17 protein-coding genes are annotated in these 13,187 nt (G+C 66.6%); 7 read left to right on the top strand and 10 right to left on the bottom strand.

Translation table 11 applies throughout. The features are described 5' to 3' along the window. Positions 1–3: 3 nt before the first annotated feature. Positions 4–408, bottom strand: a complete 405-nt coding sequence (locus ACMUOY_RS11705; protein WP_413892901.1) for a ribonucleotide reductase subunit alpha — start codon at positions 406–408, stop codon at positions 4–6. Positions 409–482: 74 nt separating this feature from the next. Here ACMUOY_RS11705 and ACMUOY_RS11710 point away from each other — a divergent pair, with 74 nt between their 5' ends. After that, entirely contained in the window at positions 483–1,031 is a 549-nt protein-coding gene (locus tag ACMUOY_RS11710; RefSeq protein WP_413892902.1) for a hemerythrin domain-containing protein, read from the top strand. Between the two features lie 6 nt (positions 1,032–1,037). Here the strand turns inward: ACMUOY_RS11710 and ACMUOY_RS11715 are convergent, their stop codons facing one another. From ACMUOY_RS11715 to ACMUOY_RS11730, 4 genes are read right to left on the bottom strand one after another with little or no spacing between them, the layout of a single operon-like run. Continuing rightward, entirely contained in the window at positions 1,038–2,228 is a 1,191-nt protein-coding gene (locus ACMUOY_RS11715) for a vWA domain-containing protein (RefSeq protein ID WP_413892903.1), read from the bottom strand. Between the two features lie 30 nt (positions 2,229–2,258). After that, the gene (locus ACMUOY_RS11720; protein WP_413892904.1) at positions 2,259–2,852 is read right to left on the bottom strand and encodes a GNAT family N-acetyltransferase; all 594 of its coding nucleotides are present in this window, start codon (positions 2,850–2,852) and stop codon (positions 2,259–2,261) included. Then, the gene (locus tag ACMUOY_RS11725; RefSeq protein WP_413892905.1) at positions 2,849–3,094 is read right to left on the bottom strand and encodes a hypothetical protein; all 246 of its coding nucleotides are present in this window, start codon (positions 3,092–3,094) and stop codon (positions 2,849–2,851) included. Before ACMUOY_RS11725 ends, ACMUOY_RS11720 begins: the two co-directional genes overlap by 4 nt. Continuing rightward, entirely contained in the window at positions 3,091–3,933 is an 843-nt protein-coding gene (locus ACMUOY_RS11730; RefSeq protein ID WP_413892906.1) for an AAA family ATPase, read from the bottom strand. Before ACMUOY_RS11730 ends, ACMUOY_RS11725 begins: the two co-directional genes overlap by 4 nt. 101 nt (positions 3,934–4,034) lie before the next feature. Here ACMUOY_RS11730 and ACMUOY_RS11735 point away from each other — a divergent pair, with 101 nt between their 5' ends. Next, positions 4,035–4,700 carry a c-type cytochrome gene (locus ACMUOY_RS11735; RefSeq protein ID WP_413892907.1) on the top strand — a complete coding sequence of 222 codons (666 nt, stop codon included), beginning with the start codon at positions 4,035–4,037 and terminating at the stop codon, positions 4,698–4,700. 125 nt (positions 4,701–4,825) lie between these two features. Here ACMUOY_RS11735 and ACMUOY_RS11740 read toward each other — a convergent pair whose 3' ends face one another. Beyond that, on the bottom strand, positions 4,826–5,260 hold the full coding sequence (locus tag ACMUOY_RS11740) for a DUF1841 family protein (RefSeq protein ID WP_413892933.1): 435 nt from the start codon (positions 5,258–5,260) through the stop codon (positions 4,826–4,828). A 119-nt stretch (positions 5,261–5,379) separates the two neighbouring features. Here ACMUOY_RS11740 and pcaF point away from each other — a divergent pair, with 119 nt between their 5' ends. Next, a complete protein-coding gene (gene pcaF / locus ACMUOY_RS11745; protein ID WP_413892908.1) occupies positions 5,380–6,582 on the top strand; it encodes a 3-oxoadipyl-CoA thiolase in 1,203 nt (400 codons plus the stop codon). 39 nt (positions 6,583–6,621) lie between these two features. Further along, positions 6,622–7,149, top strand: a complete 528-nt coding sequence (locus tag ACMUOY_RS11750) for an N-acetyltransferase family protein (RefSeq protein ID WP_413892909.1) — start codon at positions 6,622–6,624, stop codon at positions 7,147–7,149. Between the two features lie 13 nt (positions 7,150–7,162). On the opposite strand, the gene ACMUOY_RS11755 is transcribed toward ACMUOY_RS11750, so the two are convergent. After that, positions 7,163–7,801, bottom strand: coding sequence for a trimeric intracellular cation channel family protein (locus ACMUOY_RS11755; RefSeq protein WP_413892910.1), 639 nt, complete (start codon positions 7,799–7,801; stop codon positions 7,163–7,165). Between the two features lie 124 nt (positions 7,802–7,925). Between ACMUOY_RS11755 and ACMUOY_RS11760 the strand changes: the two genes are divergently transcribed. Next, the gene (locus tag ACMUOY_RS11760) at positions 7,926–8,681 is read left to right on the top strand and encodes a sulfite exporter TauE/SafE family protein (protein WP_413892911.1); all 756 of its coding nucleotides are present in this window, start codon (positions 7,926–7,928) and stop codon (positions 8,679–8,681) included. 67 nt (positions 8,682–8,748) lie between these two features. On the opposite strand, the gene kefC is transcribed toward ACMUOY_RS11760, so the two are convergent. Further along, positions 8,749–10,608 carry a glutathione-regulated potassium-efflux system protein KefC gene (kefC, locus tag ACMUOY_RS11765; protein WP_413892912.1) on the bottom strand — a complete coding sequence of 620 codons (1,860 nt, stop codon included), beginning with the start codon at positions 10,606–10,608 and terminating at the stop codon, positions 8,749–8,751. A gap of 89 nt (positions 10,609–10,697) precedes the next feature. Here kefC and ACMUOY_RS11770 point away from each other — a divergent pair, with 89 nt between their 5' ends. Further along, the gene (locus ACMUOY_RS11770; RefSeq protein WP_413892913.1) at positions 10,698–11,318 is read left to right on the top strand and encodes a ParA family protein; all 621 of its coding nucleotides are present in this window, start codon (positions 10,698–10,700) and stop codon (positions 11,316–11,318) included. Between the two features lie 25 nt (positions 11,319–11,343). Next, complete coding sequence (locus tag ACMUOY_RS11775; protein ID WP_413892914.1) at positions 11,344–11,796, top strand: MaoC family dehydratase; 453 nt, start codon at positions 11,344–11,346, stop codon at positions 11,794–11,796. A 122-nt stretch (positions 11,797–11,918) separates the two neighbouring features. Here ACMUOY_RS11775 and trmL read toward each other — a convergent pair whose 3' ends face one another. Both trmL and ACMUOY_RS11785 read right to left on the bottom strand, forming a co-directional pair. Then, complete coding sequence (gene trmL / locus ACMUOY_RS11780; protein ID WP_413892915.1) at positions 11,919–12,380, bottom strand: tRNA (uridine(34)/cytosine(34)/5-carboxymethylaminomethyluridine(34)-2'-O)-methyltransferase TrmL; 462 nt, start codon at positions 12,378–12,380, stop codon at positions 11,919–11,921. Between the two features lie 70 nt (positions 12,381–12,450). Next, on the bottom strand, positions 12,451–13,152 hold the full coding sequence (locus ACMUOY_RS11785) for a ComF family protein (protein WP_413892916.1): 702 nt from the start codon (positions 13,150–13,152) through the stop codon (positions 12,451–12,453). Positions 13,153–13,187 lie beyond the last annotated feature (35 nt).

Genomic DNA, 13,187 nt, shown 5'->3' on the forward strand with positions numbered 1-13,187 from the left:
CTCTCAGCCCAGTTGCACCGGTTCTCCTTGCCGGTTGAAGGGCAGCAGGGACCGGACGTCGCCCGCCTTGATCATGGCCACCATGCGTTTGATCGGCTCTTCGGCGTCCGCCGCGCTGGGCGGCGTGCCGTTGCGCCCGGACAGGCTCGCCGCAAAGACGATGACCCAGTCCAGGCTGAACTGCTCGGCTTCCTGCGCGAACGCTGCGAATGTGCTCAGTTCGTCGAGCGCCTTGTCCACACAGACGGCGGGCACCAGCGCGCCACCCTCGCCCCGCTCGAACGCGGCCTTCTGCGCGGCGTTGGCATCGCCCGGCAACTCCGCCACCGCGAACGTGAACAGCAGGCGCTGTGGCTCGTTTTGCTGGCGGGCGGCGGCGAGAAAGTCGTCAAAGTGCGTGATGTCCATTGTCTTGAGCCCGATCTGAAAAGGGGCAATTTACCAGCCGGCGCACAATGACCGTTTTTTTGGGAGAGGTTCGATTGGCTCATTCAGCGCCACTGCCCGGTTTTGAAGCACCCGCCGTCGGATTCGAGCAGCCCTTCGAGATGCTGCGGGCCTGCCACGAACGCGTCCAGCGCTCGCTGGACCTGCTCCGGCGGCTCATCGAATACCTCGATACGCGCGGGCATGACCGTTCGACCCGATCGGCCGCGGCCGATGTGCTGCGCTACTTCGATATTGCCGCGCCGCTGCACCATGAGGACGAGGAACTGCACGTGTTCCCGGCGCTGGCCGACAGCGCCGATGCGGCCCTGCAGGAAGCGATCGCCGTGCTGCGGGATGACCACGTGCGCATGGCCGAGCGCTGGGCTTTGGCGCGCGGGGTGCTGCTGGGCTGGCGCGACGATCCGGCACCGACGCCGCTGGATGAGCCGTCGCGGGCGTTGCTCAAAGCCTTCAGTGACGCTTACGACGCCCACATCGCCACGGAAGAGCGCTTGGTCTACCCGGCGGCCCAAGCCGCCTTCGACGCAACAGGCCTGGCGCGCATCGGCGCCGAGATGCAGGCGCGGCGCCGGGCGGCCTGAACGCCGCTATTTGCTCAGCAGCCGCATTGCGTCTTCCAGCCCCTTGAGCGTCAGCGGGAACATGCGCTGGCTGACCAGCTGCTGGATCACGGAAATGCTCTGGCGGTACTGCCAGACGCCCTGAGGCTCGGGGTTGATCCAGGCGAACTTCGGAAACGCGTGGGTGAGGCGCTGGATCCATTCGGCGCCGGCTTCCTCGTTGTTGTATTCCACGCTGCCGCCGGGCTGCAGGATTTCGTAGGGACTCATCGTCGCGTCGCCGATGAAGATGAGCTTGTAGTCCTTGTTGTACTTGCGGATGATGTCCCAGGTCGGGAACTTCTCCGCGAAGCGGCGCCGGTTGTTCTTCCACATGAAGTCATAGACGCAGTTGTGGAAGTAGTAGAACTCGAGGTGCTTGAACTCGGCCTTGGCGGCGGAGAACATTTCTTCCACGCGGTGGATGTGCTCGTCCATGGTGCCGCCCACGTCCATCAGCAGCAGCACCTTCACGTTGTTGTGCCGCTCGGGCACCATCTTGATGTCCAGCCAGCCCGCATTGGCCGCGGTGCAGCGGATGGTGTCGGGCAGGTCCAGCTCCTCGGCCGAGCCCTCGCGCGCAAACTTGCGCAGCCGCCGCAGGGCCACCTTGATGTTGCGGGTGCCCAGTTCCTGCGTGTCGTCGTAGTCGCGGTAGGCGCGCTGGTCCCAGACCTTCACCGCGCTCTTGTTGCGCCCCTTGTCCTGGCCGATGCGGATGCCTTGCGGGTTCGAGCCATACGCGCCGAAGGGCGAGGTGCCGCCGGTGCCGATCCACTTGTTGCCGCCCTCGTGGCGCTCCTTCTGTTCCTCGAAGCGCTTCTTGAGCGTCTCCATGAGCTCGTCCCAGCCCATCTTCTCGATCTTGGCCTTTTCCTCGGGGCTGAGCTCCAGCTCCAGGTTCTTGCGCAGCCATTCCAGCGGCACGTCCTTGGTGAAGTCCGCGATCATCTCCACGCCCTTGAAGTAGGCGGCGAAGGCGCGGTCGAACTTGTCGAAGTGCTTCTCGTCCTTGACCAGCGCGGTGCGCGAGAGGTAGTAGAAATCGTCGATCTTGTAGGCGTCGTCCGAGTTCGGGCCGACCACGTTGGCCTGCAGCGCCTCCAGCAGGGTCAGGTATTCCTTGACCGAAACCGGCAGCTTGGCGCTGCGCAGGGTGTAGAAGAAATCGATCAGCATGGTGATCTCCTGAAGTCGGCTGCGGCCCGGTCAGCGCCGGCGCTCCAGCAGGTAGAGCAACTGCGCTTTGGCCTCGGGCCATTCGCCGGCGCGCAGGCTGTACATCACGGTGTCGCGGATGGTGCCGTCGCGGCGCAGCGCATGGCCGCGGATCACGCCATCCCTTTTCGCGCCCAGGCGCTCGATGGCGGCCTGCGAGGCGAAGTTGAAATTGTCGGTGCGCCAGCCCACCACGGCGCAGCCCAGGGTCTCAAAGGCATGGCGCATCAGCAGCAGCTTGGCGGTGGTGTTGACATGGCTGCGCTGCACACTTTGGGCATACCAGGTGTAGCCGATCTCCAGGCGTTTCACGGCGGGCAGGATGTCGTGGTAGCTGCTGGAGCCCAGCACGCGCCCGCTGGCGCTGTCGAGCACGGCAAAGGCGAAGCGGTTGCCGGCTGCGCGCATCGCGAGCGCGTCCTCGATGTACGTGCGGGTCTGGTGCGGTTCGGGGACCGAGGTGACGCGGATGTTCCAGAGTTCGCCGTCCGCGGCAGCGGCCCGCAATCCATCCTCATGGGCCAGCGCCAGCGGCTCCAGCGTGACGCCGCGTTCGGACAGCGTGACCGGCTCGACGAAGCTCATGGCGACGGCTTGTCCTGTGATGAACCCGCCTGCCGCGCCGCACGCCAGCGCCGTGCTGCCTGCAACCCCAGGCCGCCGCCCAGGCCCACGAGCAGGATGCCGAGGATGCTGGCGGTGCCGTAGCCCGGCGCGAACACGTCCAGCCCGAACAGCCGGCCCAGCCAATAGCCAGCCAGTGCGCCGCCGACGAAGCCGACGGCGTCGGACACGCCTTCCAGCAGCATGCGGTTGGGACCGGTCATCGGTTCCTCTGGTTCATGAAGACCAGTTTCTCGAACAATGTCACGTCCTGCTCGTTCTTGAGCAGCGCACCCACCAGCGGCGGCACCGAGACCTTGCTGTCGGTGCTCTGCAGCGCCTCCAGCGGAATGTCCTCGGCCACCAGCAGCTTGAGCCAGTCCAGCAGCTCGGAGGTGCTGGGCTTTTTCTTCAGGCCGGGCAGGTTGCGCACGTCGTAGAAGGTTTTCATCGCGGCGGTCAGCAGCTCCTTCTTGAGATCGGGGAAGTGCACGTCCACGATCAGCTTCATGGTCTCCGCGTCGGGGAACTTGATGTAGTGGAAGAAGCAGCGGCGCAGGAAGGCGTCGGGCAGTTCCTTCTCGTTGTTCGAAGTGATGAACACCAGCGGGCGGTGCCTGGCCCGGACCAGCTCCCGGGTTTCGTAGCAGTAGAACTCCATGCGGTCGATCTCGCGCAGCAGGTCGTTCGGGAATTCGATGTCAGCCTTGTCGATCTCGTCGATCAGCAGCGCCACCGGCTGCTCGGCGGTGAAGGCCTGCCACAGCACGCCCTTGACGATGTAGTTGTGGATGTCCTTCACGCGCTCATCGCCCAGCTGCGAGTCGCGCAGGCGGCTGACCGCGTCGTACTCGTACAGGCCCTGCTGCGCCTTGGTGGTGGACTTGATGTGCCACTGCAACAGGGGCATGCCCAGCGCCTCGGACACTTCCTCCGCCAGCATCGTCTTGCCGGTGCCGGGCTCGCCCTTGACCAGCAGCGGGCGCTTCAGCGTGATCGAAGCATTGACGGCCAGCATCAGATCCTGGGTGGCGACGTAGTTTTGAGTACCTTGGAATTTCATGGGGGACAGGAGTAGTGGAAAACGCGACACCGGATGGGAGATCAGGGTCGATATAATTTCCGTTTGATATTTATCAAACTCTGATCGATTGTGCGCGCAAAATGAACAAGTTGTTGACCTCGGTATTTGCTGTTGCTGTCGCTTCCGTGACCGCTTTTTCCGTCCAGGCCCAGGAAGTCAAGGGTGACGCGAAGGCCGGTGAAACGAAGATCGCCATGTGCATCGGCTGCCACGGCATTCAGGGCTACCAGGCCACCTTCCCTGAAGTCTACAAGGTGCCGAAGATCTCGGGCCAGGGCGCGAAGTACATCGCCTCGTCCCTGGCTGCGTACAAGAAGGGCGATCGCAAGCACCCCACCATGCGGGGCATCGCCGACAGCTTGAGCGACCAGGACATGGCCGACGTCGCCGCCTACTATGAGCAGAGTGGCCAGACCGGCGCTGCAGCGGCCGCCAAGGCCTCGCGCGAGCCCAATACCCAGGTGGCCGAACTGCTGAAAAAAGGCGCCTGCGTGTCCTGCCACGGCGAGAATTTCGCCAAGCCCATCGACCCGTCGTATCCCAAGATCGCCGGCCAGTATGGCGACTACCTCTATGCCACGCTCAAGTCCTACAAGAACGACACCCACAACACCTGGGGTCGTGCCAACGGCGTGATGGGCAGCGTGGCCAAGCAGTTCTCGAACAACGAGTTGAAGGCGCTGGCGACCTACGTCGCCTCGCTGGACGGCGACCTCAAGACCGTGCCGCAGTCGCGTTTTCGCTGAACGCGTGACCTGTTCCGGTGACCGGCCCGCTTCGGCGGGCTTTTTATCGTCCCGATTCGGCCGTCCGCAGCGCGAAGAGGGGATGATTTGCTACAAAAAAATAGTGTGTTGTGGCCCGCGAGGCATCAGTCGCGCGTGGCGTGCCGCTGCACGCAGTCGATGTAGGCGGCGCCATCGGGCGCCCGGCCGGCGCGCTGGCTTTCCCAGACCATGCGACCGAGGCACTCCATGGTCTCGTGGTGCGCCGCATGCAGCGAATTGCGCTTGTGGGTCAGCAATTCCACCGCCTGGCGGATGCCGCGCGGCTGGTCGATGCTGCACTGCTCGCTGATTGACAGGTGCATCGACAGGTGCAGGAACGGGTTGGCGTTGGTCGGGTCGGGCGTGCCCATGGCTCGCAGTGCCGCATCGACATCGCCCAGGGCCTCGTGGTACTCGGGGTGCTCGGCGATCCAGAGGCTGGCGATTGTTTCGATTGCCTCCAGTGGCAGACCGTCGCGCGACTTGGCATAGACCGCGCAGAAAAATCGCCGCACATCGGCTTGACTGGGTTGGATCAGCATGGCGCCGATTGTCGCCCACGGATCGGTGCCCGCAAGGGCCCCGGTCGGCTGCGCTGGCGCAGGCGACCGTCGGCGGACGCGCTACGATGGCAACTGCCGAAATTCTGGAGAACCCCATGACCCATGCCTATATCTGCGACGCGATCCGTACCCCCTTTGGCCGTTACGGCGGCGCACTGTCCAGCGTGCGCACCGACGACCTCGGCGCCATCCCGATCAAGGCGCTGATGGCGCGCAATCCCAACGTCGATTGGGGTGCCGTGACCGACGTGCTGTACGGCTGCGCCAACCAGGCCGGCGAGGACAACCGCAACGTCGCCCACATGGCCAGCCTGCTGGCCGGCCTGCCGGTGGGCGTGCCCGGCGCCACCATCAACCGGCTGTGCGGCTCCGGCCTGGACGCGGTGGGCACCGCCGCGCGCGCCATCCGCTGCGGGGATGCCAGCATGGTCATTGCCGGCGGCGTGGAAAGCATGAGCCGCGCGCCCTTCGTCATGCCCAAGGCCGAAAGCGCCTTCTCGCGGGCCAACGCGGTCTACGACACCACGATCGGCTGGCGCTTCGTCAACAAACGCATGAAAGAGCTGTACGGTGTCGAATCCATGCCCGAGACGGCCGAGAACGTGGCCGCCGAGTTCCACATCGAGCGCGAGGCGCAAGACCGCATGGCGCTGGCCAGCCAGCTCAAGGCCGTTGCGGCCCAGAAGGCCGGTCACCTGGCGCGAGAAATCACGCCGGTGGCCATCCCGCAGAAAAAGGGCGATGCCCTGGTGGTCGATACCGACGAACACCCGCGCGAGACCACGCTGGAGTCACTGGCCCGGCTCAAGGGCGTGGTGCGCCCGGACGGCACGGTGACCGCCGGCAACGCCAGTGGCGTCAACGACGGCGCCTGCGCGCTGCTGCTGGCCGACAGCCACAGTGCCATGCGCAACGGGCTGGTGCCCAAGGCGCGCGTGGTGGGCATGGCCGTGGCCGGGGTGGCGCCGCGCATCATGGGCATCGGCCCGGCGCCGGCCACCCTGAAGGTGCTGGCGCACACCCGGCTCAAGCTGGAGCAGATGGACGTCATCGAGCTCAACGAAGCCTTTGCCGCTCAAGGCCTGGCGGTGCTGCGCCAGCTCGGCCTGTCCGACGACGACGAGCGCGTCAACGCCTGGGGGGGCGCGATTGCCCTGGGCCATCCGCTGGGCGCATCGGGTGCGCGGCTGGTCACCACGGCCGTCAACCGGCTGCATGCCACGGGCGGACACTTCGCGCTGTGCACCATGTGCATCGGCGTGGGGCAGGGCATTGCGTTGATCGTGGAGCGGGTGTGAGCGTGGCCGGGGCCGGTTCGCCTCCGATCGCACATGGGCATGGCGCGTGATCAGCCGGTGATTCGGCGCCTGATGCCGGACGACGCCGGGGAATACCGCACCTTGCGCCTGCGTGCGCTGCGTGAGCACCCCGACGCGTTCACCTCCAGCTTCGAGGAAGAGCAGCTTCGCCCCCTGGCCTGGGCGCAGGCGCGCCTGCGGCCCGATGTCGAGCGTCCGCACGATTTTTTTCTGGGCGCTTTCATCGGCGACGAACTCGTCGGCATGGTGGGGCTGCAGGGCCGCTACCGGCCCAAGGAGCGGCACAACGCCGCGGTGGTGGGCATGTACGTGGCGCCTGATGCCGCGGGCCGGGGGGTGGGCGGCGCGCTGATGCGCGAACTGCTCGCGCAGGCGCGCGCGCTGCCGGATCTGGAGCAACTGGACCTGACGGTGACGCAAGGCAACGACGTCGCGCAGGCCCTGTACACACGCCTGGGCTTTGGTGCCTTCGGCGTGCTGCCGCGCGCGATCCGGGTCGACGGCCGGTACTTCGCCAAGGTCCATATGAACCTGCGCCTGCGCTGAGCGCCAGCCGGGCTCAGCTCTGCCAGGCGGGCAGCTGCCAGTTGCGCCACAGCGCCAATCCGCGCAGTCCGGCCGTCACGGCCAGGCACGCCAGCAACGCCACCGGGCCCGGCGCCTGGGCGTGCAGCAGGCCCACGTAGACCCAGCCGCCCGCGAAGGCGCACACCGCATAGGGCCGGTGGTCGCGGAAGGCGGTGGGAATCTCGTTGCAGACCATGTCGCGTAGCACACCGCCGAACACCCCCGTCACCAGCCCCATCAGCACCGCCACCAGGGCGGGCGAGCCGGTCTCCAGGGCGCGGTCCACCCCGACGGCGGTGAACAGGCCCAGCCCCAGCGCATCGGGCCAATGGATGGCGCGTTCGGTGGGTTCAAAGTGGCGGTTGCGCATGAACAGCATGGCCGCCACGCACAGCAGCAGCAAACCCCAAAGCCAGTTCACGTGGCGCACCCAGAAGAACGGCCGCTGGTCCAGTAGCAGGTCGCGCAGCGTGCCGCCGCCGAACGCCGCCAGGAAAGCCACCACGCACACGCCCACGGCGTCCAGGCGCTTGCGCGCCGCCTCCATCAGGCCGGACAGGGCGAAGGCGAGCGTGGCCGTCAGCTCCAGCAGCAGCCGCAGCACCTCGCTCCAGGAATGAACGTCACGCATCGGGTGATTGTCGCCTTGCGGCAACGGGGATGCCGGGCCCGGGTAACATCGCCGCAGGCCCTGGGCCGGCGTGCCTGGCCGATGGAGAGCCGGTTTGCGCACCGTGCGCCCGGCCTGCCCCATCATGATTTTTCCCCTCATCACCGACCCGTTCTTCTACGCCGTCTCGATTCCCGCGGTGCTGCTGCTGGGCATCAGCAAGAGCGGCTTCGGCGCGGGCTTTGGCTCACTGGCCGTGCCGATGATGGCGTTGGCGGTCACGGTGCCGCAGGCGGCGGCCATCCTGATGCCGGTGCTGCTGGTGATGGACCTGCTGGGCATGGCGGCGTTCCGCAACGATTTCGATCGCAAACTGCTGAAATTCCTGCTGCCCTTCGGCCTGCTCGGCATCGTGGCCGGCGCCTTGCTGTTCAAGGTGCTGGAGCCCAAGGTCGTGGCCGGCATCGTGGGCGGCTTCACCCTGCTGTTCCTGGCGCAGCGGCTGATGTTCCCGCCCCGGCCCGACAGCGCGCCGCCGCCACGCTGGGCCGGTGCCCTCCTCACGGTGACCTCGGGCTTCACCAGCTTCATCGCCCACGCCGGCGGCCCGCCGATCAATGCCTATGTGATCCCGCTCAAGCTCAGGCCCGTGCTCTTCACCGGCACCATGGCGTTTTTCTTCTTCTTCATCAACATCGCCAAATGGATTCCCTATGCATGGCTGGGGCTGCTGGACACGCGCAACTTCGCCACTTCGCTGGTGCTGCTGCCCTTGGCGCCGGTCGGCGTGTGGGTGGGCGTGCGTGTTGCTCGGCGCGTCAAACCGGTGCTGTTCTACCGCTTCGTGTTTGCCGGGATGTTTCTCACGGGCGTCAAGCTGCTGTGGGATGCATTCCGCTGAAGAGTCCTGAATCCATAGCAAACAATGACCATTTCACGATGGGAACTGGCCAGTTAGATGTAATAAATCAGCTGGAACGCGCCGGGGTGCCTTCGGAAATCGCACCGCCGGTGTTTTGTTGCCGCTCTGCTCGCTCCTGGGCCATCTGCGCCTCCAGCTGCTCGCGCCCTTGCTTGGCCACCGCAATCAGCTTGGCGCGGTCCTTGTGGTGCGGGTACATCTGTTCCAGCAAGGCCAGGTTGTGCGCGCGAAAGCGTCCGACATGCACCTTGACCTCGTCAGGCATCTGGCCCATCAGTTCCAGCACACAGGCCGCACTCACCAGGCTGGACTCGAACACCTCGCGTTGCACCCGCGTCACGCCCCGCTCGCGCAGCCCGTTCCAGTGCGTCACGTCGCGCGCCCGCGCAACCAGCGCCAGATTGGGGAAGTGCTCGCGCGCCAGGTCCACGATGGCCAGCGACTGCTCCACGTCGTCCACGGCCACCACCAGGATGCGCGCCGTGGCCGCGCCCGCGGTGCGCAGCAGGTCGAGTCGGGTCGCGTCGCCATAGAACACCCGGTAGCCGAATGCCCGCGCCGCCTCGATCATTTCGGCGTCATGGTCCAGCACCGTGGACGGGATGCCCTGCGCCGACAGCATGCGGCCGACGATCTGGCCGTAGCGGCCGAAGCCGGCGATGATGATGGGCGCGTCCTGCGGCTCCGAGATTTCTTCCAGCACCGGCACGTTGCAGTTCGCATACCGCGGCAGCAACAGGCGGTCCACCGCCAGCAGCAAGAGCGGGCTGAGCAGCATCGACAGGGCCACCGCGCCGATCAGCAGCGACGCGACCTCAGGGGAAAACACCCTGGCCCCGGCGGCAGCCTGAAAGACGACGAAGGCGAATTCCCCGCCTTGCGCCAGCAGCAGGGTGAACACCGGTCGGTCCTGGAACGGCAGCTTCATGGCGCCGGCCAGGACATAGATCACCAGCAGCTTGACGACCATGAAACCCAGCAAAATCGCGGCCATCGCGCCGGGGTGCGCGATCAGCACGCCGAAGTCGATGCTCATGCCCACGGCGATGAAAAACAACCCGAGCAGCAGGCCCTTGAAGGGCTCGATGTCGGTCTCCAGCTCGCGCCGGTACTCGCTGTCGGCCAGCAGCACGCCGGCCAGGAAAGCGCCCAGTGCCATCGACAGGCCCAGCCACTGCATCAGCATCGCGATGCCCACCACCAGCAGCAGCGCGGCCGCCGTGAAGACCTCCGACGTTTTGCTGAGGGCGATCCAGCGCAGCGCCGGGCGCAACAACAGGCGGCCGCCCAGGATGACCCCGCCCACAACCCCTATGACTTTGATAGCTTCCCAGGACCGATTGACGCCGGGAAGGGCCTGGTTCGAGCCTGAAACACCGTCCACCAGGCCGCCCAGCAGCGGCAGCAGCGCCAGGATCGGGATCGCCGCCACGTCCTGGAACAAAAGGATTGAAAAGCCCGCCTGCCCGCTCGATGTGCGCAGCAGGTTGCGCTCCTGCATCACCTGAAGCGCAATTGCCGTGGACGACAGCGCCAGCCCCAGCGCCGCCACCACGGCGGTCGGCCAGGCGACGCCCAGCGCGAGCGCCACGCCCGCCAGCGCCGCGGCGCAGCCCAGCACCTGCGCGCTACCCCAGCCGAAGATTGGCCGGCGCAGGCTCCACAGGCGCCGCGGCTCCAGCTCCAGCCCGACCAGGAACAGCATCAGCACCACACCGAACTCGGCAAAGTGCAGGATGTCGTCGACATTGCTCACCAGGCGCAGGCCCCAGGGCCCGATCGCCATGCCGGCGGCCAGGTAGCCGATGATGGCGCCCAGGCCCAGTGCGCGCGACAGCGGCACCGCGATCACGGCGGCGGTGAGGTAAATGAAGCTGTTGACCAGCCAGGTGGGAGTGTGTTCCATGCCGTTAACATACCTGAACGTCGCCATGCCTGCGGCGCCCGCGCAGGAAGCGGCTGCAGGCAAACCCGCGCATCAACAGGAGAACTCCCATGCCGGTCATCGTCGTTGCCAACCCCAAGGGGGGCGCGGGCAAGTCCACACTCGCTACCAACGTGGCCGGGTATCTGGCCGCGCAAGGCCACGCTGTGATGCTGGGAGACGCGGATCGCCAGCAGTCCTCGCGCCTGTGGCTCGGCTTGCGCCCCGCCGTGGCGCGGCGCATCACCAGCTGGGATGTGACACCCGACATGACGGCCCGCCCGCCCAAGGGCACCAGCCATGTGGTGCTCGACACGCCGGGCGGCCTGCACGGCAAGCGTTTCAAGGAAATGGTTCGCGTCGCTGACAAGGTGATCGTGCCCCTGCAGCCCAGCATCTTCGACATCTACGCCACGCGCGCCTTTCTGGACGAACTGGCCGAACAGCGCCACGCCGGGCGCTTGAAGGTCGGCCTGGTCGGCATGCGGGTCGATGCGCGCACCATTGCCGCCGATCAGTTGCGCGAATTCGTCGATGGCCTGGGCCTGCCGGTGCTGGGTTTCCTGCGCGACACCCAGAACTACGTGCATCTGGCGGCGCGCGGCCTCACGCTGTTCGACGTGCCGCCGGGTCGCGTCGAGAAGGATCTGGCGCAGTGGGAGGCCATCTGTCGCTGGCTGGACACAGCCTGACCGGGCCTGACGCTACAGTGACGCGATGAAAACTTTCCAGACCCTCAAGGAACTGGCCGCCTGCGCCGGCCAGACGGTTGCCACCAGCGACTGGATCCCCATCACCCAGGAACAGGTGAACCAGTTCGCCGAGGCCACGGGCGATCACCAGTGGATCCATGTGGACGTCGAAAAGGCCAAGAAGGGCCCCTTTGGCGGGCCGATTGCGCACGGCTTTCTGACGCTGTCGCTGCTGCCTCTTTTTTTTGAATCCACCATCACCGTGACCGAGTCGGCCATGGGCGTCAATTACGGCCTCAACAAGGTGCGCTTCATCGCGCCGGTGCCCGTGGGCAGCCGGCTGCGCGCGCACATGAAGCTGCTGTCGGCCGAGCCGATCGACAACAGCGGCTACCAGATGGCCTGGGAGATCACGGTCGAGCGCGAGGGCGCGGCCAAGCCGGTGTGCATCGCCGAATCGCTGTCTCGGCGGTATTGAGGGCACCTCAGGCGGCCGGTCCTGGCCGTTTTTTCGTCAGATTGACCTTTTCCCAGCGTCGGTTGGTCACGGGCAGCTATTGAATACATAGCGCATAGGGGCGCGCTTTGCGTCGCCCAGGTCTACGCAAAGCCGTTCTGCCGCCAGGCCTCGAACACCGTCACCGCCACCGCGTTTGACAGGTTCAGACTGCGCTGACCTGCGCGCATGGGCAGGCGAAGCTGCTGGGCCGGCGCAAGGGTTTCGCGCAGCTCGGGTGCCAGGCCCCGCGTCTCCGCGCCGAACACCAGCCAGTCACCGTTGTGGAAGTCCACCTCATGCACGGTGCGCGTGCCGCGCGTCGTCAGCGCGAACAGGCGCGTCGGGTCCGGCGATTCGTTCTCGAGAAAAGCCGCCCAGTTCGCATGCCGCCGCACCTCGGCGTACTCATGGTAGTCCAGCCCCGCGCGGCGCATGTGCTTGTCGTCCATTGAAAACCCCAGCGGCTCGATCAGGTGCAGCATGCATCCGGTGTTGGCTGCCAGCCGGATCACGTTGCCGGTGTTGGGCGGAATCTCGGGCTCGACCAGGACGATGTGGAACATGCGCGGATTGTCGCCGGTGAACCGGGTTCGCAGGCGCCGGCAGCGGCGCATGCTTTTGCCAGCGAGGGCGCTAAACGACCTCTGTCCGGGCGAAGACCAGCGCCGTGATGTGCGCCGCGCCGGCCTGGCGCAAAGCCAGCGAAGCCGCGTGCAGCGATGCACCGCTGGTCATGACGTCGTCCACCAGCACCACGCGGCGGTCCCGAAGTTCATGGGCGCGCAGGGGCTCCACCGCAAACACCCCTTGCACGTTGCGCAGGCGCTCGGCGCGTTTGAGTTCGCTTTGCGCCGGCGTGTGGCGGGTGCGCAGCAGCAGGCGGGCGTCGGTGCGCCGCGGTGCCAGGTGCTGCGCCAGCAGCAACGCCTGGTTGAATCCGCGCTCGGCCAGGCGCTCACGGGCCAGCGGCATGGGTAGCACCCGGTCCGCCTGCTCCAGCGCAGGCTCGACCCAGGGGGTGCTGCGCATCACGGTGGCCAGCGCGCCCGCCCATCCGGGCTGACCCGCGAACTTGAACTGGGTCACGCAGTCCGCCCAGGGCCAGCGGTACGCCACCGCCGCCAGGCAGACATCCAGCGGCGGCGGCTCCTTCAGGCAAGCGCCGCACTGGTGGACGTTCGCCGACACCGGCAGGGCGCAGGTGGCGCAGCGCGGCACCGGCTGCGCAAAGCGCGCCACGCACGCGTTGCACACCACCTGCGAAGGCCAGGCATGACAAATGGCGCAGCGGGCGGGCAGGCGGCGCGAAGCCCTCTCGATCAACGCTCGAAACATGGAATCAATATACTGCCTCGCCTGCGCTTGCCCTG

It is taken from the genome of Candidatus Skiveiella danica (assembly GCF_022705245.1).
GTDB lineage: Bacteria > Pseudomonadota > Gammaproteobacteria > Burkholderiales > Burkholderiaceae_C > Skiveiella > Skiveiella danica.

What these genes read in the sequence shown, in the direction of transcription:
- ACMUOY_RS11705 (WP_413892901.1), bottom strand. Translation starts at nt 408, where the DNA reads ATGGACATCACGCACTTTGACGACTTTCTCGCCGCCGCCCGCCAGCAA.
- ACMUOY_RS11715 (WP_413892903.1), bottom strand. Translation starts at nt 2,228, where the DNA reads ATGCTGATCGATTTCTTCTACACCCTGCGCAGCGCCAAGCTGCCGGTT.
- ACMUOY_RS11720 (WP_413892904.1), bottom strand. Translation starts at nt 2,852, where the DNA reads ATGAGCTTCGTCGAGCCGGTCACGCTGTCCGAACGCGGCGTCACGCTG.
- ACMUOY_RS11725 (WP_413892905.1), bottom strand. Translation starts at nt 3,094, where the DNA reads ATGACCGGTCCCAACCGCATGCTGCTGGAAGGCGTGTCCGACGCCGTC.
- ACMUOY_RS11730 (WP_413892906.1), bottom strand. Translation starts at nt 3,933, where the DNA reads ATGAAATTCCAAGGTACTCAAAACTACGTCGCCACCCAGGATCTGATG.
- ACMUOY_RS11735 (WP_413892907.1), top strand. Translation starts at nt 4,035, where the DNA reads ATGAACAAGTTGTTGACCTCGGTATTTGCTGTTGCTGTCGCTTCCGTG.
- pcaF (WP_413892908.1), top strand. Translation starts at nt 5,380, where the DNA reads ATGACCCATGCCTATATCTGCGACGCGATCCGTACCCCCTTTGGCCGT.
- ACMUOY_RS11750 (WP_413892909.1), top strand. Translation starts at nt 6,622, where the DNA reads ATGGCGCGTGATCAGCCGGTGATTCGGCGCCTGATGCCGGACGACGCC.
- ACMUOY_RS11755 (WP_413892910.1), bottom strand. Translation starts at nt 7,801, where the DNA reads ATGCGTGACGTTCATTCCTGGAGCGAGGTGCTGCGGCTGCTGCTGGAG.
- ACMUOY_RS11760 (WP_413892911.1), top strand. Translation starts at nt 7,926, where the DNA reads ATGATTTTTCCCCTCATCACCGACCCGTTCTTCTACGCCGTCTCGATT.
- kefC (WP_413892912.1), bottom strand. Translation starts at nt 10,608, where the DNA reads ATGGAACACACTCCCACCTGGCTGGTCAACAGCTTCATTTACCTCACC.
- ACMUOY_RS11770 (WP_413892913.1), top strand. Translation starts at nt 10,698, where the DNA reads ATGCCGGTCATCGTCGTTGCCAACCCCAAGGGGGGCGCGGGCAAGTCC.
- ACMUOY_RS11775 (WP_413892914.1), top strand. Translation starts at nt 11,344, where the DNA reads ATGAAAACTTTCCAGACCCTCAAGGAACTGGCCGCCTGCGCCGGCCAG.
- trmL (WP_413892915.1), bottom strand. Translation starts at nt 12,380, where the DNA reads ATGTTCCACATCGTCCTGGTCGAGCCCGAGATTCCGCCCAACACCGGC.
- ACMUOY_RS11785 (WP_413892916.1), bottom strand. Translation starts at nt 13,152, where the DNA reads ATGTTTCGAGCGTTGATCGAGAGGGCTTCGCGCCGCCTGCCCGCCCGC.